Here is a 23,313-nt window from a genome sequence, read left to right as displayed (position 1 = left end):
TTCTAAGTGCCTGCATACGTCATTTGCGATTGCTGGCCGGTGGTAGACCGGCGGCTACCCACCTTTTTGCTTCGCCAAAAAGGTGGGCCAAAAAGGCGACCGAGGCGTCGCTGCCCCCTAAAGGGGGTTCCCTTTGCTGCAAGTCAAAAAATGGGAAGGATCGAAAACTCGCTACGCTCAAACATCGATCCTTCTTTTTCCATTTTCTGCCTTGCAGCAAAGGCATCGACACATGGGAACTGCAAAATTCAAAGGCAACCCCAAAGTCAAAAGCAAAGTCAAAAGCAACGTCAATGCTACCTTCAGCCAAGCTTCTTGTTACTGGATTGATCAATGGTTGAAATATATAGAAAACCAGGTTTCGTTCCTCCTGTTTTTCTCTGTGCTGAGCAGTCTTGTCCTTTAGCCAAATCTGGCAAATCTACTTTGAACTATCCTTCATCCCCGGCAGATTGCTGAGCCATTTGGCGGCGGCGCGGGTATTGGCTTTGATGGTGTAGTCAATGGTTGCGACCTGTTCCTGCATGGCTTCCTTGAGGACGCTGACGGCGTCGGCGGGCAGGATTTTCAGGTAGGCGTCGGCTTCGCCGTATTCGCGATGGATTTCCATGCCGGCTTTTTTGGCGATGTGTATCATCGTCTGATTGGATGACAGGCAGTGCATGTACAGGGTATCGACATCGTCATTGCGGCAGTGGATGGCGCCGCGTTCAAACAGTTTTGAACCTATGCCTTTACCACGTGCGATTTTGGACACGGATACGCCAAATTCGGCGACCTTGTCCTTGTCTGTGACTTCATCCTTGTCAGAGCGCGGTGCATATGCCAGATGACCGACGCCGACGATGCGGAAATGGTGGCTGATGACGCCAAACACCTTGTCGCGTGAAAAATCGATGCCTTCTACATATTTTTCTATCATGACATCGGGTAGATAGGTGCCGAAGCGCAGCAGGCGGTCGCTTTCTTCGAGGCCAAGAAAATGACGCAGGATGCGATGTCTGTCTTTTTCCGACAATTCCTTGACGAAAACAGTCGATTTCGATGGTTTGTTAGCAGCGTTTAGCAAGTGTTTTGGATCTTCAGGAAACATATCTGACGCATTCATGGCAGCTCCTTATGGGTAGCTTTTGTGCACTGCACAATGCATTGTAGATGATCTCGCCTGATTATTCCAGATAAGCGCCGGTTTTGAGAGTAAAACTTCTATTGTTGCGCGTTTGATGCGGCTTCCAGCGCGTTTATTCTGCCTGCGCGTATGGCAATCGGAATTTGCTGTGGTTGGGCGGCATACAGGCTGGCAATCTCACCGCCATTCACTTTCAACACGATATCGAGGGCCTGGCTTAACTGTAACTGCGGGGCGAAGACGGTATCTGTTGCCAACTCTTCAAGAAACAGGCAGGCGCAGGCATTCAGCATCTCAAGAAAACGTTCTGGTTTGCGGAGGGCATCGCAACGTGTCAGCAAATCAACCGTATCTGCGGCGGACAGTGATGCGGCGTCTTTGATGTGCAAATGTTCACGCGCCAGCATGACGGCCATGTCGCGGCATTCTGCCGGTACTTTGAGACGCTGGCAAATGCCATCTGCCAGTTTTACCCGCAGTTTTTCAACGGACAGTGTGTCGCTGCCCGCAGGCACTAATGCCAGGTCATGCAGGAGTATGGCAAAACGGGTACTTAGTGCTTGCCTGTGGCTGGCGTGGCTGGCTGTGGCATCCAGTATCTGCATCAGTTGCTGGCCGCGTTCACTGGCGGTACCTGGTTCAAAAAGGGCATTCAATTCAGGCAATAATCTTTGCAGGGCACCGCAACTGCGCAGTACGGCAAACATGCGCGAAGGCCGTGCTTCCATCAGGCCGCGTGACAGCTCTTGCCAAACACGTTCAGCCACCAGGGCATCTACTTCACCGTCGGCTACCATGCCTTGCATGAGGCTAGTGGTTTCTTCTGCTACATGGAAATTCTGTGGCGGTATGGCAAAGCGGGCGGCAAAACGGGCCAGGCGCAAGATGCGCACTGGGTCTTCGCAAAATGCCATGGATACATGGCGAAATACCCTGTCATGCAAATCACGCAGACCGCCATACGGGTCAATGATATTGCCTGCATCATCCTGTGCCATGGCATTGATGGTCAGGTCGCGGCGTATCAGGTCTTCTTCCAGTGTGACATCAGCATCGGTATGAAAGACAAAGCCCTTGTATCCGGCAGCAGTTTTTCGCTCAGTACGTGCCAGCGCATATTCGTCGTGGGTTTTCGGATGCAAAAATACCGGGAAGTCTTTACCCACCGGCAGATAGCCTTTGGCCAGCATTTCTTCGGGTGACGCACCGACCACCACGAAATCGCGGTCCTGCACGGGCAAACCCAGCAGGGCATCACGCACGGCACCGCCGACGATATAGGTCTTCATGCTGCTGCGTCAGTCTTCTGCGCTGTCATCATGCCTGGGCAGGCCTTCCGTTTCCATCAGTGCTTCCCGGACCCACTGGGCAACAGCGGGATGAGCCAGTACGCGATCAGCATACGCCTGCAGGGCAGGGGCCAGCGATACGCCATAGGTACGAAAACGCATGACTACCGGTGCGTAGAAAGCATCGGCAATGGAAAAGGCACCAAACAGGAATTCGTGCGCGCCATACAGGGACAGGCAGTCTTCCCAGATTTCGCTGATGCGGCCTATGTCAGCTTGCGAGCCTATGGTGCGGCCCTTGCCGGGCAGCGAAGCACGGATATCCATAGGCATGTCCGAGCGCAGGGATGAAAAGCCGGAATGCATTTCGGCACAGATGCTGCGTGCCGTTGCGCGTGCCGCCACGTCTTCCGGCCACAGGTTGAGTATGGAAAACTGCTCGGCCAGGTATTCGCAAATTGCCAGTGAATCCCAGACGGTGATGTCACCCGCCAGCAAGACCGGCACACGGCCAGCGGCCGAATATTCGGCAATGCGGCTGGTGGTGTCTTGCCGGTCCAGCACGATGCGTACTTCTTCAAAAGGAATGCCAAATGCCTTCATCGCTACCCATGGGCGCATGGACCAGGATGAAATATTTTTATTGCCGATGATCAGTCGCAAGCCGGCGCGTTCTTGGTCCAGCATGGCTGCCAGTGCTGGTTGCATTTCAGTATCTTGCATGAGTTTTTACACTTAAAAATTGGCGGGAATATCCGCATCGGTTGCCGTCATTCCCTTCGGTACAACCATGCCCAGACGGCTTTTCAGGGACTGGGGTTTTTTCTCGAACAGGGCCGCATAGTAGGTGGCATTCGACAACACATTCTTCACGTAACCACGGGTTTCGTTGAAGGGAATAGTCTCTGCAAAAATCGCCCCTTCTACCGGGCGGCTCAATTTTGCACGCCAGGCTCTGGGGCGTCCAGGGCCAGCATTATAGGCAGCGGATGCCAGCGCTTGCGAACCACCAAGGTCGGTCAGTACCATATTGAGATAATTGGTACCCAGGGCAATATTGGTATCCACATCATTGACTTGTTCTGGCACAAATTTGCCCAGGCCAATTTTCTTGGCGACATAGCGTGCGGTAGCCGGCATCAGTTGCATCAGGCCAGATGCACCCACATGCGATTTGGCGTTCATGATGAAGCGTGATTCCTGGCGTATCAGGCCATATACCCAGGCCATGTCCAGCCCCAGTGCCTGCGTGGTTTTGTACATGCTTTCATTGAAAGGGGTAGGGTAGCGCTGGCTGAAGTCGAGTTCACCCTTGGTACGGTCCGAGGTGTTCACCATGCGGTCCAGCAAATTGTTCTGGCGTGCCAGTTCAGCAGCCGCCAGATGCTGGCGTTCGCTCATCTTGCGCAATTCCCAGTTCCATTCACGCGTACCTTCAAAGCGCAGGTTCATGGCGTAGAACTTCAAGGCTCTTTGCAGGTTGGGATTTTTTTCCATTGGCGCCAGTTCTTCCGGCGTTACTGGTTTGACGGTAATGGGGACGCCAATTTTTTGTCCCAGTTCTTCCAGTGCCAGTTGCCCATAGAAATGCAGTTGTTCGGCGATGCTGGCAAATTGCGCGCGTGCTTCTTCATTCTTGCCTTCGGCCTTCAGGGCGCGGCCATACCAGTACACCCAGGCAGGGTCTGCCTTCAAGGCCGGTGGCATGTTGGTGATGCCGTTTTTTACCAGCTTCCAGTCACCTTCGCGCAAGGCAGTACGTACCCGCCATTGATAGGCTTCCTGCGACAGCGGGGCAGTGTCGGCACGCTGCCAGTAGCCCAGTGCATCCGGTTCCAGCTTCTGCGCTGCCTGCAGGGCAATTTGTGCCCAGCCTGTGGATTTTTCGATATCGCTGAACTGGCTGGTATAGCGACTCAGCAGGCTGGCAGCCTGTTCATGGTCGGTCTTGGCCAGACGGCCCAGTGCGATCAGATAGAGTTCATGTGCGGTGCGACCAGCTTCGGGGGCTTTTTTGGTGACGGCAGCAGGCTTGTCGATGGCATCGGCCATCTGTTTTTCTGGCACGTTGAGTAATTTGCCCAGGCGCTGCGCCAGTGGCAGCGCACCGTTTTCACCAGCCATGCGGACTTGTGCCCACAAATCGTTATTGCTGAATTGTCCATTGCCTGCGAGGTAAGTGACCAGGGCATAGCAACCTTCGCCATAATCGCGTGGCGCATTCAGCAAATTGCGTGCGTCGCTGGCGACTTTTTGCTGCTTAAGTGCCTTTGACAGCACGGCATAGCAGCGTAACTGATTGTCATCGGCTACCACAAACATGGGATATTGCTGATCGAATGTTTCCCATTCGCCACGTTTGCCCAGCAACAACAGCCAGTCATTACGCAGACGGTCAGCGATGGCGCTGCCTTCATACTTGCTCAGAAAATCACGAAATTCGGCATTCGTGGTTTTCACCAGGCGGGCACGCAGGCGATAATAATCAATATAAGAGGGGATTTCGTAATTCTTGAGTGCCGCCGCATGCTGCTCTGCATTGCCGGAGTCATCATGGAAGGCGGCGTCGCGCAAGGCCATGAAGCGGTCATCATCATTGATCAGGCCTTTTTTTGCCGCAGCGGCGCTGGCGACAGTGGATGCGCCGAAACCTGCTAAGATCATCAGGCCAAGTCCAGCTAAACTTTTTTTCACAGACATCTTTAGACAGTTTTTTGATTACATTTCTGACAGTATGACACAGCCCAAGGCCAGCGCACATCCGATGCACACAGAAGCAGCATTCAGTCGTCAGGACTTGCGGAAAAGTTTACTGCAAAAACGCCGCGATATCACAATGAATGTCAGGCAACAATGGGACAGGGAACTGGGTGAAAAGTTGCTGCAATATTGCAGGCAGCAACAGATCACCAGCCTGGCGGTGTACTGGCCGATACGGGGCGAGCCTGATTTGCAGGCAACCTATGCCGCATTGTCAGATGCCGGCGTGCAACTGGCGCTGCCACTGGTGCTTGTCCGGCAGCAGCCCTTGCAGTTTTTAAGCTGGCAACCAGGCGATACCATGCTGGCTGATGAATATGGCATACCAGTGCCGGCCCAGCGTACGCAGTGGATGCAACCAGCTGCGCTATTGATACCGTGCGTAGGCTTTAATGCGGGCAGGTACCGCCTTGGGTATGGTGGCGGCTATTATGACCGCACCCTGGAAAAAACACCGCGACCGCTCACCATAGGCATAGCCTATCAATGCATGCAGGCCGATTTTACTGCTGACATCCATGATATCCCTATGGATATCATTCTTACGGAAGCCTGAGCCTGGAAATCTGAAGCTTAAAATCCGACCGCACTGCCATCTGGGCTGCGCGGGTCTGAATAACCAGCGAATCCCTGCGCATAGACCTGTATGGTCTGGGTTTTGCCCAAAGTAGCTGCCGGACGCAGGATCTGGCCTTTTTTCTCCAGCAGACGCAGGGTATCGATGCTGATCCCTTTTTCATAGCGTAATTGGTCTGGCATCCATTGCTGATGGATGCGCGGTGAAATTGTGGCTTCGGCGACATTCATGTCATGATCGATGACATTCAATATCGTTTGCAGTGTCGTGGTGATGATGCGGCTGCCACCGGGGCTGCCAGTCACCAGGAAGGGTTTACCATCCTTCAGTACGATAGTGGGTGACATCGAGCTCAAAGGCCGTTTCCAGCTCTGTACTGCGTTCGCGTCACCACCCAGCAGGCCAAAGGCATTCGGTACGCCGGCCTTGACCGAGAAATCGTCCATTTCATTGTTCAGCACGATGCCGGTGCCACTGGCGACAATGCCGCTGCCAAAGTTCAGGTTCAAGGTATAGGTGGTGGCGACCACATTGCCGAATTGGTCCGCGACACTATAATGCGTGGTCTGGTCGCTTTCATAGGGCAGGGGTTTGCCGGGCTTGATATCGGCAGAGGGTGTGGCACGGTCTGGCTGTATTTTCTTCACCAATTCATCGGCATAGGCGCGCGAAGTCAGGCCTTTGGTAGGTACTTTGTAATAATCCGGGTCACCCAAAAATTCGGAACGGTCGGCATAGGCCAGTTTCATCACTTCACTGAGCTGATGCAAAGTCTGGGCACTGTTGGCACCCTGTTCTTTCAGGGGGAAATGTTCCAGCATGTTCAGCATCTGGATGATGTGTACACCCCCCGAACTCGGTGGTGGCATGGAGACGACTTCATAGCCGCGATAATTGCCGCGCACGGGGATGCGTTCTACTGCCTTGTAATTCTTCAGGTCACTGGCAGAGATCATGCCCTGATGTTGCTGCATTTCGGCGACGATCTTTTTGGCGATCGCACCTTCATAAAAAGCCACTGCGCCTTGCTCGGCAATCAGACGCAGCGATTGTGCGAGGTCTTTTTGCAGCAGGCGCTCACCAGCCTGTATCGGCTTATCAGCTTTAAAAAAAATCGCACGGCTGGCAGGCCATTTACCCAACTGGTTTTTGCTTGAATCGATCACCTCTGCCAGATGCGGGCTTATCTCAAAACCCTGTTCGGCCAGACGTATGGCGGGGGCGATGACATCCTTCCATTTCATGCTGCCATATTTGCGCAGGGCCAGATCCATGCCTGCTACCGTGCCAGGTACGCCGACCGCCAGATGGCTGAACAGGGATTTGCCGGAAATGACTTTGCCATTCGCATCCAGGTACATGTCGCGCGTGGCTTTTTCTGGTGCCAGTTCACGAAAATCGAGAGCGATATCCTTGCCCGATTTGCTGTCATGGATGACCATGAAGCCACCACCACCGATATTGCCTGCGTTCGGCAAGACGACTGCCAGGGCAAAGCCAACTGCTACGGCAGCATCCACGGCATTCCCGCCGCGCTTGAGTATGTCCAGGCCTACCTGGCTGGCCAGTGCCTGCTCAGTCGCCACCATGCCCTGTTTAGCATATACCGGGCTGATGATGGGGTAGCTGGTGTCGTATTTGATGCCCGCTGCCAACTGTGCCTGACTGACAGGGCTGACCAGGCTGAAACACAGGGGGATGAACAGACTCAGGTATAGCTTGCGGCGGGAGAATGAGGGCATGCGTAGAACTCCGTAAATCGGGTTAAAACGATATGACTGATTCTGACATGAAGATGGGGCAAAGTATCCCGCTCGCAGAAAATAAAAAAAGCCGCCCGGAGGCGGCTTTCATCAACTTGCAAAATGCAAATTATTTTGCTTCAGCTTCTGCAGAGGTTGCGCCGGCTGGGATAACAGCGATAGCAACAGTTGCGTCACCACCGTGTACAACAGCTGTCACGCCTTTTGGCAATGTCAGTTGAGATACGTGGATGGATTGACCAGCTTCCAGTTTGGACAGGTCAACTTCAACGAACTCTGGCAGTTCTGCTGGCAGGCAGGAGATGTCCAGTTCAACAGCAACGTGGCTGATGACCGCTGCGGACAGTTTCACTGCTGGGGAAACGTCAGCGTTGATGAAGTGCAGAGGCACTTTAACGTGGATTTTCTGGTTAGGATCTACGCGTTGGAAATCAGCGTGCAAAACCAGTTGTTTGTATGCGTGGACCTGGAAGTCGCGCAACAATACTTTTTCTGATTTGCCATCCACTTCCAGGTCCAGAATGGAAGAGTGGAATGCTTCTTTTTTCAATGCATGGTACAGCGCATTGTGATCCAGAGTGATGGCGACCGGTGCTTCTGTACCGCCGTAGATGATGCCAGGTGTTTGGCCAGCATTGCGCAGGCGGCGGCTCGCTCCGGTCCCCTGTTCTTTGCGTGCAAATGCGATTACTTTCATGGTGTTACTCCAAAAAATGCAAAACATTTATTTGTTTTGCGGTATTGAACCCCCGCGACCAGGGGCCCAGAAAAAAGCACTGTCATCAAGAAGATGGCAGTGCCGGAAAATTTTAGTCCGTGAACAGGGAGATGACCGATTCGCCCTTGGTAATGCGGCGGAAAGTTTCGGCCAGCAGGCTGTCACAAGACAATTGACGAATCTTCGGACAGGCACGGGCTGCTTCCGTCAGTGGAATGGTGTCTGTCACTACCAGTTCATCCAGCGGCGATTGCGAAATACGTTGTATCGCAGGGCCAGACAGGACAGGGTGGGTACAGTAAGCCAATACTTTCTTGGCGCCACGTTCTTTCAATACTTCAGCTGCTTTGGTCAGCGTGCCGGCAGTGTCAACCATGTCATCCATGATCACGCAATTGCGGCCTTCGACTTCACCAATGATGTTCATGACTTCAGAGACATTCGCTTTTGGACGGCGTTTGTCAATGATGGCCAGGTCGCAACCCAGGCGTTTTGCCAAAGCGCGGGCGCGTACCACGCCACCCACGTCAGGGGAAACGACCAGCAGGTCTTCGTAATTCTTGGCGACCAGGTCACCCAGCAGAATTGGCGAAGCGTAAATATTATCGACAGGGATATCAAAGAAACCCTGGATCTGATCGGCATGCAAGTCCATGATCAGCACGCGGTCTACACCGGCTTCTTCCAGCATATTGGCAACCACTTTGGCAGAAATCGCAACACGCGCAGAGCGTGGGCGACGATCCTGACGGGCATAACCAAAATAGGGGATAGCTGCAGTGATACGGCCAGCGGAAGCACGTTTCAGAGCATCAACCATCAACATGATTTCCATCAGGTTATCGTTGGTTGGTGCGCAAGTCGATTGCAAAACGAAAACATCTTTACCGCGCACGTTTTCATTGATCTCGACCATTACTTCGCCGTCAGAGAATTTGGAAACGTCTGCCTTGCCGAGGGGGATGCCGAGTTGCTTGGCAACACCGGCAGCCAGTGCAGGATTGGCGTTGCCAGTGAAAACCATCATGTTGTCATTTGCGCGCGCATTTGCCATGGCTGGGACCTATCGGCTGAGATTGTGGGTCTGGCTTATTTTGCATGGGTTTTATACAAAACTAGCCGCTGATAAAACTGAAAAAGCCGCCGCACAATCTATGCGGCGGCTTTAATTTAATGGCAGGGGAAGAAGGATTCGAACCTTCGCATGCCGGAATCAAAATCCGGTGCCTTAACCAGCTTGGCGACTCCCCTACACAACCGTTTGCCTGTTTCCAAGTTCGCCGCTATTTTAGCGTCAAACCAGCTTCAAGCCAAATGTTTTTCGATCCCAATTTCTGCGCCATCGGGTGGCGACTCAGTGCTTTTGCTTTCCATGATGTCCAGCGATCCGGCACTTGCTTTAATACTGTGTCTGCTGCCGTTTCGTCGGCAAAGGCACAAAAAACACAAGCTCCTGATCCCGTCATCTTCGCTTGTCCGTATTGTGAGAGCCATTGTATGGCTGCATCAACTTGCGGGAACAATGCGCAGGCAACTGTTTGCAGATCGTTTTTCCAATGAATTTTTGCATCACTGGAAAAGTCCGCTATTCTGACGGGCTTTGTGCCTCTTGTCAACTCCTTTGCCGAAAAAATTGCCGGTGTGGGGACTTGTACGCCGGGCTCCAGCACCACAAACCAGTCTTCAGCGGTGTTCAATGGCTGCAATTCTTCACCCACTCCCTCAGCAAAGGCGTTTTCGCCAAACAAAAAGAAGGGTACATCGGCACCCAGTTGCAGACCCAGTTGCATGAGTTCTGCGCGTGTCAGGCCGGTATTCCATAAATGATTCAGCGCCAGCAAGGTGGTTGCAGCGTCTGAAGAACCGCCGCCCAGGCCGCCGCCCATGGGCAGTTGCTTGTGCAGGGTCAGATTGGCTCCCAGGCTACTGCCGCCATGCGCCTGCAATAATCTGGCTGCCCTGACAATCAAATCGCTGTCGGCAGGCACGCCGGGTATGTCATTGCAGCGATGTATGAGCCCATCGTCACGCACTTCGACATCCAGATAATCGCAGCGGTCTATCAGTTGAAAGGCAGTCTGCAGCAGATGGTAGCCATCTGGCCGACGGCCCGTCACGTGCAGGAAGAGATTGAGTTTGGCCGGTGCCGGACACTGCTTCAGTGTGCGTATCATTTCCATTGGTCGACGACGATACGGATGGAGATATCGCCAGCCTGGCTGGTATATCTTTGCAAATCGATACGTTTTGGAAAGCTGGGTTGTTCATGCCAGGCCGCATACCGCAATTTCCAGCCCTGGGCGTCAATAGTCTGGTCCTGAGCTTGCAATGACATGGCGGTTTTGCCATCTTTTGCCACGAAGCCTTGCAACCAGTCACGCAGACCGGCTACTGGCAGGGACCAGCCCAGGGTATCTTGCAATAACAGATCGAGATCGGCAGCCTGACGGGTTTCCTTGCCATCCTGTTCCAGCCGGGCACCTTGCGCTGTCTGAGTGATTCTGGCCATGGTTTGCCCCAAAGGGGATATCAGGGTGATGCGTATACTGTCCCTGTCCTGTTCCCACTCAAAACTGCCAGGCATGCTTTGTGGCTTGTCAGCCTGTTGGTACAGCACGGTGATGCGGCCACTGATCTGGATTTGTTGCTGATAGATGCGGGCAGTGCTGGCAGTTGTTTGCTGGGTGGTTTGTGCTGCTGGAGCCGTCGGTGTGACGGGTGGGCTGTTTGTCGCTATCGGTTGCTGGGGCAGGCTGGTGCAGGCGCTGCTGAATAGCAGGCAGGCACAGGCTGCAATATGCTGGGGCAAGCGTGTCTTGTTATGCATCGTTGTCCGTAGTCCATAGTCCGTGTAGGGTCGCTACGCCAGGGCGCTGTCATGGTTAGCGTGCCCGGCGCAGTTTTTTATCGGCATGTCGCGTGTTGGGCAAAATCAATCTGAATCAATCCAGTTCAGATCAACCAAGCCCAACCAGGTGCGACATGCAAGGCTCAGGGTTTGACCTTCAGTCTGTCCAGCGTGGTTTTCAGGGTCTGGTTTTCAGGGTCTTTTTTCTGGGCGTCGCGCCAGATTTTTTTTGCATCATCTTTCTGTCCCATGGTCCACAGCAATTCGCCCAGATGTACGGCGATTTCGGCATCAGGCCGCAATTCATAGGCGCGACGCAATGCCTGTTCAGCCTCATCGTATTTGGCCAGGCGGAACTTGACCCAGCCCAGGCTGTCAAGAATAAATGGATCATCCGGCGCCAGCTGGTTGGCTTTTTCTATCAGCGTGGATGCTTCATCCAGACGTATATTGCGGTCGGCAAATGAATAGCCGAGCGCATTGTAGGCATGTTGGCTATTGGGTGCGAGCTCTATCACCTTGCGCAGTGAAGTTTCCATGCTGCTGATGTCTTTCTGGGCTTCTGCCAGCATGGCAAAATCGTACAGCAGGTCAGGATTGTTGGGTTGTTGCTGTATGCCTTCTTGCAAAATGGCTTTGGCCTGATCGGGCTGACCAGCGTCCTTGAGCAATTGTGCTTCGGTTTGTACCAGTTGGGTCTGTTCAGCCTCATTCGAGGCTTTTACGGTACGCAGGAACTGCCTTGCATCATCCAGTTTGCCTTCTTTGGCATACAGGAAGGCGCGTCGCATCTGTACATTGAACCAGGCGGTGTTGCGACCATCAAACGATTCCACCTGGGACAACCAGTCCTGCGCAGCCTTATAGTCCTTGCGCTCACCGGCGATACGCGCCAGATTGACCAGGGCATTGGTCGGGTCACGTTCTTCACCTGGTCTGGCTTCCAGGGTTTTCAGATACTGGACGAAATATTTTTCTGCTTCCGCAGGCTGGTTTCTTTCCATGAACAACACGCCCAACGTATAAGTGGCGTTGTTGTCATCCGGCCTGTCGCGGGCGATTTGCTCGAATTCTTTGGTGGCCTTATCCAGTTGCTTGAGGTCGATCAGGATGCTGGCATAAGCCAGGCGGACATCACGTGCGGTCGGGTTTTTTTGCAAAAAGGCCGTCATGGCCTTGGCTGCATCCTGTTGCGACGAAGCCTGGGCGATGGTCAGGATAGCCAGTTGTGAATCAGTCTTGGTGTCCAGCACGATTTGCGCTTCACTCACGGCGCGCTTGTTGTCACCTTTGGTATAAGCGCCCTGAGCCAGTGCCAGGTGGGCATCCGGGCTGTTTTTGTAAGGCGAGAGAATTTCTTCCAGAACGTCAAAGGCCGCGTTCTTGTCACGTGCACGGGACAGCAGGCGCTGGGCCTGCAACATCAGTATGCCGTGCATTTTGGGATCGGCAGTTTTCAGTTTTTCTGTAAATACACTCTGGATTTCTGCCAGATTGTTATTCATCACCATAAAGCCCAGGTAATACTGGGTGGCTTCATTGGAGTTGGGCGCAAATTCACGCCACAGACGTATGGCCGCCAGCGCTTCGCCTGCCTGCTTGGCACTGAGGGCGATTTCTGCTGCGCGACGGGCGACACGCGGATCACGGGTTTGCTGGGCAACTGAATACAGCGTCACATACGCACCCTGCCAACTGCCGCGCTGATAGGCGATTTCAGCAGTGATGATCTTGTAAAATAATTCTTCAGACAGTGCTACTTCAGGCAATTTGTCTTCAGGCAGCGAGACATCCGCCGTTACCCCGTTGAGGGTTTTTTCTGCTGACAGGGCAGCCTGTGCGGCATCGTTGGCGTGCTTGGCATCGCCGGTGGAATCTGTGCCCTGCTGGCCCATGGACGCGCATCCCGTGACCAGTGCCGCACTCAATAGCCATGATGCCGGCCGCAGAACGGATACAATAGAAGTAGGAAGTAATGCTGGAAATGTTTTCAAAACGAGCCCGGATTTAACAGAAAAGATGATTGATTTTACGCTGAAGCTGAAAAGCTGTGGGTTCAGCCATGTTATTACACTGTGTCAAATTGTAATGGTAAAAGTTCCCGCCCATGCCAGAATTACCTGAAGTAGAAGTTACCAGACGCGGCGTCGCGCCTCACCTGACCGGTAAAACCGTCAGTCAGGTCATCTTGCGCAGAGAAGGTTTGCGCTGGCCTTTCCCGCCAGACCTGCCTGCATTGCTGACTGGCCAGCGCATTCTGGCCACGGGCAGGCGCGGCAAATATCTTTTATTGCATTTTCAGCACGGCTGCGTATTGATTCATCTTGGCATGTCGGGACATTTGCGGGTCTTGCAAAAAGATGTGCCACCAGCCAAACATGATCATATTGATATTGTCATCGGCGACATGGCCTTGCGCATGACCGATCCGCGCCGTTTTGGTGCGGTGCTATGGCATGCAGCGGCTGATGGTGATATTGACGAGCATCTGCTCTTGCGCCAACTGGGCGTGGAGCCACTGGAGCCTGGTTTCAGCCCGGAATTACTGTATCGCGAGACACGCCAACGCAGCGCGCCAGTCAAACAGGTACTGCTGGCGGGCGATATTGTGGTGGGTGTTGGTAATATTTATGCATCAGAAAGCCTGTTCAAGGCTGGTATCAACCCTAAAACCTCGGCCAAACGCATTAGTCTGGCGCGCTATACTTTGCTGGCAGCAGCCATCCGGGAAACCCTGGCCGCTGCTATCGAGCAGGGCGGTAGCACACTGAAGGATTTTTTGGGTGTGGATGGTCAAAGCGGCTATTTCCAACAGTCTTATTTCGTCTATGATAGAACTGGAGAGGCCTGCAAAATCTGTGGACAGGCTATCAGACAGATACGTCAGGGGCAGCGCAGCAGCTTTTATTGCGCAAAATGTCAGAAATAAGCCCGTCAAACAGTCTGAAATGTAGTCAAAATTCAATTTACGCGTATTTTTTCAGAGCTTCCATATATACTTGGAAAATTAAAAAAGTTAACTGAGGGGAACATGAGCAATCTGGTTCAGAAATTCCAGGAGTACAGCGACTGGCGCAAAGGAGTGGTGAAAGCGCTGGAGCAGTATCGCACGTGGATACATGGATCGGATATGGCCGATGCCGCCAGTGACCAGCGTATTGCGCGATTGATGGAAAGGCTGGTTGACGACAAGCTGTCCATCGCTTTTGTTGCAGAATTTTCACGCGGCAAGTCAGAGTTGATCAATGCGATTTTCTTTGCTGACTACGGTCAGCGCATTTTGCCATCATCCGCCGGCCGTACCACCATGTGCCCGACCGAATTATTGTATGACGATACGATTCCGCCCTGCATACGCCTGCTGCCTATAGAAACCCGGGCCGAAGCCCAGTCCACCAGCGAATACAAGGGCCAAAGCCATGTCTGGACCGTGCTGCCCCTGAATATCAATTCCGGTGACGGCATGCTGGAAGCCTTCAAACAGGTGAGCCAGACCAAGAAAGTCAGCATAGAATTGGCAAAATATTATGGTTTGTTTGATGAAAACGATCCTGATGCTGCGCTGGAAGTAGATGAAGATGGGCTGGTTGAAATTTCCCAATGGCGCCATGCCATTATCAATTTCCCGCATCCGCTGCTGAAGGAAGGTCTGATCATTGTCGATACTCCTGGTCTGAATGCCATCGGTACCGAACCTGAACTGACGCTGAACCTGATCCCGAATGCGCATGCAGTATTGTTTATCCTGGCAGCCGATACTGGCGTGACCAAGAGCGATATCGATGTCTGGCGTAATCATATCGGCAATGGCCCTGGCCGTATGGTGGTGCTCAACAAGATAGACAGCATGTGGGACGAGTTGCGCACACCGGAAGAAGTGGAAGCCCAGATCGTGCGCCAGATCAGCACCGTTGCGCATACCCTGGCAATTGAAGAGAAGCAGGTATTCCCGATTTCTGCGCAAAAAGGCCTGGTCGCCAAGATCAACAAAGATGCGCCTTTACTGGCCCGCAGCCGCCTGCCGACGCTGGAATATGCCCTGTCCAAGGAATTGATCCCTGCCAAGCAAAACATCATCCGTGCCCAACTGACTTCTGAAGTGAATGAAATCACCAGCGGTCAGCAGGCCATCATTTCTGCCCGCAGCCGCAGTGTGGTTGAACAGATGCTGGAATTGAAAAGCCTGCGCGGCAAGAACATGAACGTCATCGAACACATGATGAAGCGTATCGATGCCGAGAAAAAAGAATTTGATGCCAGTCTCTTGCGCATGCAGGGCACACGCTCGGTATTCACACGCCTGTCTACCGAGGTGTACACCAGCCTGGGCATGGACATCCTGCGGGAAGAAATACGCAAATCGCGTGAAGCCATGGAAAAAAGCAAGTTCTCTATCGGCCTGCGTGATTCGGTCAAGCATTTCTTTTCGCAGGTTAAACTGAACCTGCTGACGTCGAACAAGAAGACTGATGAAATTTCGGAAATGATGACCATCATGTACCGCAAATTCTCAACCGAACATGGCCTGGCATTGTCCGCACCTATGCCATTCTCGCTCGACAAATACATTAAAGAAGTCGAAGCGATTGAAGCTGTGTACCAGAAACAGTTCAGTACCGCGACCATGCTGACCACGCCGCAAGTCGTGCTCATGCATAAATTCTTTGATTCGGTTGCTGCCAGGGTCAAGCAAAGCTTTTTGCAGGCCAATCGCGATGTTGAAGCCTGGCAGAAAGTCGTCATGGCACCGCTGGAAGCACAGATCCGTGAACACAAGAGCCAGTTGAAAAACCGCATGCAGTCGATACAGAGAATACATGTGGCGACTGACAGCCTGGAAGACAAGATCAAGTCTTTCGAGACCATGCAGGCGGATATTGACGCACAAAAAACTTCACTGACTGCACTTGAAGAGAATCTCAAAAATGCACTGACTGCAGAGCTGAGTGCACTCAGGGTCGCTGCCTGATAGATGAAGTCTACTGTATCAGCAAACAGGATGGCGACAGAAAGCCATCCTGTCGCACCTGACCCCGATTTTTCCTCCCGTCTTATTGCATGGCAAAAGCAGCATGGCAGGCACGGCCTGCCGTGGCAGCAGAGCCATGAAGCCTATCGCGTCTGGCTGTCTGAAATCATGTTGCAGCAGACCCAGGTAACGGCGGTCATTCCTTACTATCAGCGTTTCCTGAGCTCATTCCCTACGGTGTTTGCGCTTGCTGCCGCCCCGGTGGAAGAGGTCATGGAGCACTGGAGCGGCCTTGGCTATTACACCCGTGCGCGCAATCTGCATCAGTGTGCAAAACAGGTGGTGGAAAAATACCAAGGGCAGTTCCCCGCTGATCCCGCACTGTTGCAGGAATTGCCTGGTATAGGTCGTTCCACAGCGGCTGCCATTACGGCATTCTCATACGGCACGGTAGCGGCAATTCTGGACGGTAACGTCAAGCGCGTGCTGGCCCGTGTCTTTGCCATTGATGGCTATCCTGGCAGCAAGCCGGTTGAAGACCAGATGTGGAAACTGGCGCAGGCCTTGTTGCCGGCGCAAGACATACAAGCCTACACTCAGGGTTTGATGGATATGGGAGCGACACTCTGTGTCCGCAGCAGCCCCAAATGCCCGCAATGCCCGTTCCTGGATCGCTGCCAGGCGTACGCACAGGGCAGGACTGCAGAATTGCCTGAACGCAAACCCAAAAAAGCCCAGAAAGAAAAACAGGCCATCATGCTGGTGGTGCAGGATGGTCAGCAGGTATTGCTGGAGCGCCGTCCGCCGACCGGTATCTGGGGTGGCCTGCTGTCCTTGCCAGAACTGGCCGGCATGCAGGAATATGGCGATGACATGATTTCTGTCGATGCGCAAATGGCTGAACTGAAACAAAAGGCTGGCCGTTTTGGCGTGATTTCCAGCATCCGGGTTTTGCCTGTGGTCAGCCATGCGTTCACCCATTTCAAATTACAGATTTTACCGGTGCAGGTGCAATTGTCTGAACGCCATGCGATGATTTCAGAAGATGATCATAGCTGGCAAAACCTGCGTGATGCCGGACAACTGGCCTTGCCTGCCCCCATAAAAAACCTGTTGATGTCCCTTGGTACGCAAGCCAGCCTGGCTTTCGATACTATCGGTATGGATGAATAACGTATAGTCATTAATCTGTGGATGTGTATACCCTGTATCTGTACCTCTGTAGAAATCAAAATTAGTCAGGAGACTGCTTTGTCGAAACGTTTGATACTCAGACTTTTGTCCGGGTTTGCCCTGTGTACGTCAGTGGCAGCCCATGCCGCTGTGACCAAACCTTGCCGCCTGCCGGATTTTCCGCAGGAAGTGCAATGTGGTCAGATACAAAGACCACTGGACCCGGCACAGCCGGGTGGCAAAAAGATAGACATTCATTATGTTGTCATCCCTTCTCAGGACAGGAATAAATTGCAGGATGCGGTGTTCCTGCTCGCTGGCGGGCCGGGGCAGAGTGCCATCAATGTCGCCAGTTGGGCGAATGGTTTACTGGCCCGCATGAACCGTCGCCGTGACCTGGTGTTTGTTGATCAACGCGGTACCGGACGCAGTGCGCCGCTGGAATGTCCGGCGCTGGAAAAAGCGGATGAAGTCTTGTCGCCCGAGCAAAAAGTCAAGCTCACCGATGATTGCCTGCGCCAGTTACAGGCTTTGCCATATGGCGACTTGCAGTATTTCAGTACCAGCATCGCCGTGCAGGATCTGGAAGCGGTGCGCCAGCGACAAGGCTATGGCCGTATCAACCTGGTCGGCGCGTCGTATGGCACGCGTGCCGGTCTGGAATATCTGCGTCAGTTTCCACAATCAGTGCGTCGCGTCGTGCTCGATGGTGTGGTACCGCCCGATATGCGTCTGGCCAGTTCCGACGCACAAAAAGCATTGGATGCGCTGTTCAGGGATTGCGTGAAAGAAGCAGCCTGCAATGCCAGTTACCCCGACCTGGCACAGCGCTGGAAAAAATTGCTGGCCAGCCAGCCACAAAAAGTCAGTATGCCGCATCCGCGTCTGGGCACACCACTTAAATTCGAGATGACGCGTGATGGTTTGCTGGGCCTGGTGCACAAAACCCTGTACAGCCCGACTTCCCTGTCGGCTTTGCCGTATGCACTGACGCAGGCTGAGCAGGGCAACTATGCTCCACTGATTACCATGAGCGGTGCCACCAGCCTGCCGGGGCCGGGTGGTATCGCCTACGGTATGCATTTTTCTGTCTGGTGTGGTGAGGCTTTTGCACAGGGAGGCAGCTTGCCTGCGAATGATGACTTTGAAAAACTGATGGCAGAGATGTATACCCAGACTTGTAAAAAATGGCCACGTGCCGAGATTCCTGCTGCGTTTTTTACCATCCCGCTGAGCGCGTCGCCGGTCTTGCTGTTGAGTGGCGGCCTTGATCCAGTAACGCCGGTCAGACATGGCGAAGCCGTTGCCAAAGCATTGGGCGCAAAGGCACGCCATGTGCAGATAGAAAATGCCGGCCATGGTTTGTTGGCACAGGGCTGTGTGCGTGATGTTGTACATCGCTTCCTGAATGCCAAGGAAGAGGATGAGGCCCTCAAGGTCGACACCAAATGTGTGCGCCAGATACCAAGGGCGCTGGCATGGCAGTCACCCGTAGCGGCAAAGACAAATAAAGCTGTAGACAAGGCCGCTGACAAAAACGCAGACAAGGCCGGGCCCAAGGAGAAGCTCAAAGAGGAGCCCAAACCATGATTATTGTCAAAGATCTCCACAAGGAATTTGTACGCATGGGCAAATCATCCGGCAGCGCCCTGACCAATGTCGCGCGCAGCCTGGGCCTGATGAAAAAATCCAGCGAAGTGGTACGGGCTGTTGATGGCGTCAGCTTTACTGCGAATGATGCCTGCATCACCGGCCTGCTGGGGGCGAATGGTGCCGGCAAGACCACCAGCCTGCGCATGATCGCCGCCCTGTTGCAGGCCGACAAGGGTGAGATCATGGTCGATGGTACTGCTGTCAAGGCCGGTACATCATCCACGCAATCGCAGATGGGGGTGCTGTCTGACGCGCGTGGCCTGTATCCGCGTCTGACTGCCAGGGAAAATATCCTCTACTACGGTCTGTTGCATGGCATGGATGCGGGCCTGGCCGAACAGCGCACACAACAACTGTCTCACTGGCTGGACATGCAGGCTCTGCTGGACAGGCGCACCGATGGTTTCAGCCAGGGCGAACGCATGAAAACCGCGCTGGCACGGGCACTGGTGCATGACCCGAAAAACATCATCCTGGATGAACCGACCAATGGTCTGGACGTGGTGGCGACACGTGCCTTGCGAGAGTTTTTACGCTTCCTGCGTTCACCCGAAGGCGGTGGCAAATGCATCATCTTTTCTACCCACATCATGCAGGAAGTCGAACGCCTGTGTGATCAGGTAGTGATTGTTGCGCAGGGCAAGGATGTGGCTCATGGCACGGTAGAAGAATTGCTGCAGCAATCTGGCGAAAACAATTTTGAAGATGCATTCGTCAAACTGGCGTTCCTGCATCCTCAACCATCTCAGTCAGGAGTAAATTGATGAGAGCGAGCTTAGCTATTTTGCGCAAGGAGCTGCGTGATGCCCTGCGGGACCGCCGCACTTTGCTGGTGGCACTCATCAGTTCCCTGCTTGGTGTGCCTTTGATGTTGCTGATTTTTTCTGTGGTCTTGTCGCAGGTCGAATCGCAGGAAGAAAAACGTTCTGTCATGGTCATCGGCATTGAACATGCACGGGGACTGGAAAACTTTATTGCCCGCCAGGGCTACAAGCTGAAAACGGCACCTGCTGACTACGAAGCGAAATCACAAAGCAAAGAACTCGATCAGCCGGTATTGCTGATCCCGGATGATTTTGATGACAAGCTGGCCGCAGGCGATAAAGCCACGGTGGAAATTGCCTATGACACTTCGAACCGTCCAGCCGAATTTGGTGTGCGCCCCTTGCGCCGCCTGCTGGATGCCTATGCGCAAGAGACTGCTACCATGGGTCTGCTGATGCGTGGGGTTTCTATCGAATTATTGCAGCGTATCGATGTCCGTGAACGGCATTTGAAAAAGCCGGATGAACGCAAGGCCACGGTGACCACCATGTTGCCCATGATGGTCTTGATGGCGATTGTGCTGGGTGGCATGTATGCAGCGATTGATACCACTGCCGGTGAGCGCGAACGCGGTTCGCTGGAACCATTGATGATGAACCCCGTCAATGGCTGGCAACTGACGATAGGCAAATGGGGGGCGGTCGCCATTGTTGGCATGGGGGTGGTGGTGTTGACCATCTTCAGCTTCTTTCCCTCGCAATGGTTGATCCACAATGAAACCCTGCGTGCTGAATTTCAGTTCAATTTCAAAGATGCCATGGGCTTTCTGTTTGTGCTGCTGCCACTGGCTGCGAGCATGGCAGCGATACAGATTGCCGTTTCGCTGGATTGTAAAAGTTACAAGGAAGCCCAGGTACGCAACCAGTTGGTGACGATGTTCATTCCCTTCGTTTCCCTGGTGCCCATCCTGTTTCCGGGCCGGGAACCGGCATGGTTTCAGTGGGTGCCGGTACTGGCGCAAAACCAGATGATGAACCAGGTATTGAAGGGCGAAACTTTAAGTCCGCTGGCGGTCGGCATCGCCTTTCTGGTATGTGCGCTGATGAGTCTGTTCAGTCTGGCTTATATCTCACAAAAAATGCGCAGGGTGGTGATGCACTGAGGCTTTGGCTACGGCATGGTGCAGGTTTAAGTCAGACGTCTGTGTCTGACCAGAACCTGTTCTTGTGCCTTGAAGTGCTCTGCCAGTTTTTCCACCATATACACAGACCGGTGCTGGCCACCGGTGCAGCCTATGGCAACGGTCAGGTAGCTGCGGTTATCGCGTTTGAAGGCGGGTAGCCATTTGGCGATGAACTGGCTGATGTCCGCAAACATCTCGTGCACCATGGCTTGCTCTTTCAGGTACTGGATCACCGGTTCGTCGCGGCCAGTCAAAGGGCGCAGTTGGGGGTCGTAATGCGGATTAGGCAGCATCCTGACATCGAAAACAAAATCAGCATCCAGCGGCACGCCGATCTTGAAGGCAAAGGATTCAAACATCAGTGTCAGCGGTGTATGGCCTATCTGTATGACATCCTTGACCCAGGCGCGCAGTTTGTTGGCAGACAGATCGCTGGTGTCGATGACATGGGCGACCACTTGTATGCCTGAGAGTATCTCGCGTTCTTCCTGTATGCATTCAGTCAGGCTGAGCCTGTCGCCAGGTTCCTTGTCAAGTCCAAGGCGATGTGACAGAGGATGGCTGCGGCGGGTTTCTGAAAAACGGGCCACCAGTGATTCGGTACTGGCCGTCAGGAACAGGACTTTGACATCATGCCCCTGATCGCGCAGGGTTTGTATGGCTTGCGGCAGGTTGGTCAGCAAATGGGCACTGCGGGTATCGATGGCGACAGCGGCGGAAGGTATGCCTTCCCGCATCAGAGTGGTGACCAGATCGGCCAGCAGGCTGGGCGGCAGGTTGTCGACACAATAAAAACCGGCATCTTCTACCACATTCAGGGCGACTGATTTGCCCGAGCCGGATATGCCGGAGATAAGCAGGATTTCCATAGAGTGTACTTAGTGGATATTCAGTCACCGTTTTCCATGGCACGTCGCTGACGTTCCATGAAATCTTCCAGAGTATTTATACCACGTAATTGCAAGATGGTATTGCGTACCGCCGCTTCCAGCAACACCGCAATATTGCGACCGGCGGCAACCGGGATGACCACTTTCCTGATCGGCAAACCCAGTACTTCTTCGGTTTGTGAATCGATGGGCAGGCGTTCGTAATTTTCTTCCAGCGTGCTGCGCCGGACCAGATGCACGATCAGTTTCAGACGCATCTTGCGGCGTACTGCGGTTTCACCAAAAATGGTTTTGATATCCAGCAAGCCCAGGCCGCGTACTTCCAGCAGGTTTTGCAACAGCTCGTGGCAACGGCCTTCTATCATATTCGGGGCGATGCGCGAAAACTCGACGGCATCATCGGCTACCAGCCCATGGCTGCGTGAAATCAGTTCCAGACCCAGTTCGCTTTTACCCAGACCGGATTCACCGGTGATCAGCACACCTACCCCCAGCACATCCATGAACACGCCATGCATGGTGATGCGCTGCGCCAGTTTTTTGGACAGATAAACACGCAGGTAATCAATGACCTGAGCGGATGGGTAAGGGGTGGAAAACAGCGGGATATTATTGTCGTCGCAAGTCGTCAGAAAGGCCGGTGGTGAATCCAGCCCCTGGGCGACGATCAGTGCTGGCGGCGCACCTGCCACCAGTTCGCGCATCAGGTTGTTGCGTGAGGCATTTGACAGGCGGTTGTAATACGATAATTCCTGATGACCCAGGACTTGAATCCGGCCCGGATGGATGAGATTCAAATGCCCCACCTGATCCGCAGATGAAGAGGCGTCGCCGGTAATCTGCTTGTCGGCACCAGAAAAGCCGGCAAACCAGCCCAGCTGCATGGTGTCACGATTGTCGTCGTAGATTTTTTGTACGGTTAGTTCTGTCAGTGATGGCATGGCGATATGGGCTGTCTGTGTCAGGATTTCAGCAAAAGCATGACCAAACTGGCCGGCCAAACGGACTTGCCGTGGTCACTTGTAGGTGAAATCAGGGCGCTTCTGGCAAGTCAGGCCGCCATGCCATGATTCTTTCATAAATGGCGGCAGCACTGGCTTCCGTATTGAGCGTATCACGGAAACTTTCATTGGACAGCATTTCCGCCACTTCTGACAGGATTTCAAGGTGCTGCTGGGTGACATTGTCCGGCATCAGCAGGAAAATCAGCAGGCTGACAGGCTGGCTGTCGGGCGATTCAAACGGGATGGCTTCTTTCAGCCTGACCAGCGCGGCGATCGGGGCTTTCAAGCCCTTGATGCGACCATGAGGAATTGCCACACCATGCCCCAATCCAGTGGAGCCCAGGCGTTCACGGGCAAACAGATTATCGGAAACAACGGAGCGCGCTATGCTGCAATTGTTTTCAAATAACAGCCCGGCCTGTTCAAATGCTCTTTTTTTGCTGGAGACTTCCAAATCCAGAAGTACGTTGTTGAGAGGCAGGATTTTTGCAATATTCGTCATGGTGCAAGATCGGTTTACAGCAGAATGGTGCAGTGCACAAAGTTGGGTTTTGACAAATTATAGGCTTCTTTTGGCTGCTATGCGTAAAAC

General features: G+C 53.4%; 22 protein-coding genes and 1 tRNA gene. 8 read left to right on the top strand and 15 right to left on the bottom strand.

Going from position 1 to position 23,313, the window contains the following annotated elements:
- Nucleotides 1-19: 19 nt before the first annotated feature.
- The 5 genes from H8L32_RS24450 to H8L32_RS24430 form a co-directional block, all read right to left on the bottom strand.
- Complete coding sequence (locus H8L32_RS24450; RefSeq protein WP_222619477.1) at nt 20-334, bottom strand: hypothetical protein; 315 nt, start codon at nt 332-334, stop codon at nt 20-22.
- Nucleotides 335-421: 87 nt separating this feature from the next.
- Complete coding sequence (locus tag H8L32_RS24445) at nt 422-1,108, bottom strand: GNAT family N-acetyltransferase (RefSeq protein WP_186950338.1); 687 nt, start codon at nt 1,106-1,108, stop codon at nt 422-424.
- A gap of 98 nt (nt 1,109-1,206) precedes the next feature.
- The gene (locus tag H8L32_RS24440; protein WP_186950336.1) at nt 1,207-2,418 is read right to left on the bottom strand and encodes a multifunctional CCA addition/repair protein; all 1,212 of its coding nucleotides are present in this window, start codon (nt 2,416-2,418) and stop codon (nt 1,207-1,209) included.
- 9 nt (nt 2,419-2,427) lie between these two features.
- A complete protein-coding gene (locus tag H8L32_RS24435) occupies nt 2,428-3,141 on the bottom strand; it encodes a glutathione S-transferase family protein (protein WP_186950334.1) in 714 nt (237 codons plus the stop codon).
- Nucleotides 3,142-3,153: 12 nt separating this feature from the next.
- A complete protein-coding gene (locus tag H8L32_RS24430) occupies nt 3,154-5,082 on the bottom strand; it encodes a lytic transglycosylase domain-containing protein (RefSeq protein WP_230412398.1) in 1,929 nt (642 codons plus the stop codon).
- Nucleotides 5,083-5,152: 70 nt separating this feature from the next.
- Between H8L32_RS24430 and H8L32_RS24425 the strand changes: the two genes are divergently transcribed.
- On the top strand, nt 5,153-5,734 hold the full coding sequence (locus H8L32_RS24425; protein WP_230412397.1) for a 5-formyltetrahydrofolate cyclo-ligase: 582 nt from the start codon (nt 5,153-5,155) through the stop codon (nt 5,732-5,734).
- Between the two features lie 17 nt (nt 5,735-5,751).
- Here the strand turns inward: H8L32_RS24425 and ggt are convergent, their stop codons facing one another.
- The 7 genes from ggt to H8L32_RS24390 form a co-directional block, all read right to left on the bottom strand.
- On the bottom strand, nt 5,752-7,497 hold the full coding sequence (gene ggt / locus H8L32_RS24420) for a gamma-glutamyltransferase (protein WP_186950330.1): 1,746 nt from the start codon (nt 7,495-7,497) through the stop codon (nt 5,752-5,754).
- Between the two features lie 130 nt (nt 7,498-7,627).
- Nucleotides 7,628-8,215, bottom strand: a complete 588-nt coding sequence (locus H8L32_RS24415) for a 50S ribosomal protein L25/general stress protein Ctc (RefSeq protein ID WP_186950328.1) — start codon at nt 8,213-8,215, stop codon at nt 7,628-7,630.
- A gap of 112 nt (nt 8,216-8,327) precedes the next feature.
- The gene (locus H8L32_RS24410; protein ID WP_186950326.1) at nt 8,328-9,290 is read right to left on the bottom strand and encodes a ribose-phosphate pyrophosphokinase; all 963 of its coding nucleotides are present in this window, start codon (nt 9,288-9,290) and stop codon (nt 8,328-8,330) included.
- Between the two features lie 120 nt (nt 9,291-9,410).
- Nucleotides 9,411-9,487, bottom strand: a tRNA-Gln gene (locus H8L32_RS24405).
- A 32-nt stretch (nt 9,488-9,519) separates the two neighbouring features.
- On the bottom strand, nt 9,520-10,410 hold the full coding sequence (gene ispE / locus H8L32_RS24400; protein ID WP_186950324.1) for a 4-(cytidine 5'-diphospho)-2-C-methyl-D-erythritol kinase: 891 nt from the start codon (nt 10,408-10,410) through the stop codon (nt 9,520-9,522).
- The gene (gene lolB, locus H8L32_RS24395; RefSeq protein WP_186950322.1) at nt 10,407-11,063 is read right to left on the bottom strand and encodes a lipoprotein insertase outer membrane protein LolB; all 657 of its coding nucleotides are present in this window, start codon (nt 11,061-11,063) and stop codon (nt 10,407-10,409) included. Before lolB ends, ispE begins: the two co-directional genes overlap by 4 nt.
- A 164-nt stretch (nt 11,064-11,227) precedes the next feature.
- Nucleotides 11,228-12,979 carry a tetratricopeptide repeat protein gene (locus H8L32_RS24390; protein WP_186950320.1) on the bottom strand — a complete coding sequence of 584 codons (1,752 nt, stop codon included), beginning with the start codon at nt 12,977-12,979 and terminating at the stop codon, nt 11,228-11,230.
- Nucleotides 12,980-12,992: 13 nt separating this feature from the next.
- Here H8L32_RS24390 and H8L32_RS24385 point away from each other — a divergent pair, with 13 nt between their 5' ends.
- The 7 genes from H8L32_RS24385 (at nt 12,993) to H8L32_RS24355 (ending at nt 20,806) form a co-directional block, all read left to right on the top strand.
- Nucleotides 12,993-13,208, top strand: coding sequence for a hypothetical protein (locus tag H8L32_RS24385; protein ID WP_222619476.1), 216 nt, complete (start codon nt 12,993-12,995; stop codon nt 13,206-13,208).
- Nucleotides 13,192-14,013 carry a bifunctional DNA-formamidopyrimidine glycosylase/DNA-(apurinic or apyrimidinic site) lyase gene (gene mutM / locus H8L32_RS24380; protein ID WP_186950316.1) on the top strand — a complete coding sequence of 274 codons (822 nt, stop codon included), beginning with the start codon at nt 13,192-13,194 and terminating at the stop codon, nt 14,011-14,013. The genes H8L32_RS24385 and mutM overlap by 17 nt, the downstream gene beginning before the upstream one ends.
- A 102-nt stretch (nt 14,014-14,115) precedes the next feature.
- Nucleotides 14,116-16,053, top strand: a complete 1,938-nt coding sequence (locus H8L32_RS24375; RefSeq protein ID WP_186950314.1) for a dynamin family protein — start codon at nt 14,116-14,118, stop codon at nt 16,051-16,053.
- Nucleotides 16,054-16,083: 30 nt separating this feature from the next.
- Nucleotides 16,084-17,226: an A/G-specific adenine glycosylase gene (mutY, locus tag H8L32_RS24370; protein ID WP_230412396.1), complete on the top strand. Its 1,143-nt coding sequence runs from the start codon at nt 16,084-16,086 to the stop codon at nt 17,224-17,226.
- Nucleotides 17,227-17,304: 78 nt separating this feature from the next.
- Nucleotides 17,305-18,816, top strand: a complete 1,512-nt coding sequence (locus H8L32_RS24365) for an alpha/beta hydrolase (RefSeq protein WP_186950309.1) — start codon at nt 17,305-17,307, stop codon at nt 18,814-18,816.
- The gene (locus H8L32_RS24360) at nt 18,813-19,643 is read left to right on the top strand and encodes an ABC transporter ATP-binding protein (protein WP_186950308.1); all 831 of its coding nucleotides are present in this window, start codon (nt 18,813-18,815) and stop codon (nt 19,641-19,643) included. The genes H8L32_RS24365 and H8L32_RS24360 overlap by 4 nt, the downstream gene beginning before the upstream one ends.
- Nucleotides 19,643-20,806, top strand: a complete 1,164-nt coding sequence (locus H8L32_RS24355; protein ID WP_186950306.1) for an ABC transporter permease — start codon at nt 19,643-19,645, stop codon at nt 20,804-20,806. The genes H8L32_RS24360 and H8L32_RS24355 overlap by 1 nt, the downstream gene beginning before the upstream one ends.
- A gap of 26 nt (nt 20,807-20,832) precedes the next feature.
- On the opposite strand, the gene rapZ is transcribed toward H8L32_RS24355, so the two are convergent.
- The 3 genes from rapZ to H8L32_RS24340 form a co-directional block, all read right to left on the bottom strand.
- Entirely contained in the window at nt 20,833-21,696 is an 864-nt protein-coding gene (gene rapZ / locus H8L32_RS24350; RefSeq protein ID WP_186950304.1) for an RNase adapter RapZ, read from the bottom strand.
- A 20-nt stretch (nt 21,697-21,716) separates the two neighbouring features.
- Nucleotides 21,717-22,658: an HPr(Ser) kinase/phosphatase gene (hprK, locus tag H8L32_RS24345; protein ID WP_186950363.1), complete on the bottom strand. Its 942-nt coding sequence runs from the start codon at nt 22,656-22,658 to the stop codon at nt 21,717-21,719.
- A gap of 91 nt (nt 22,659-22,749) precedes the next feature.
- Nucleotides 22,750-23,223, bottom strand: a complete 474-nt coding sequence (locus H8L32_RS24340; protein ID WP_186950302.1) for a PTS sugar transporter subunit IIA — start codon at nt 23,221-23,223, stop codon at nt 22,750-22,752.
- Nucleotides 23,224-23,313: the final 90 nt, after the last annotated feature.

It is taken from the genome of Undibacterium hunanense, assembly GCF_014284335.1.
In the GTDB taxonomy this organism is placed as follows: Bacteria; Pseudomonadota; Gammaproteobacteria; order Burkholderiales; family Burkholderiaceae_D; genus Undibacterium; species Undibacterium hunanense.
This window is presented reverse-complemented; position numbering and strand designations above follow the sequence as displayed.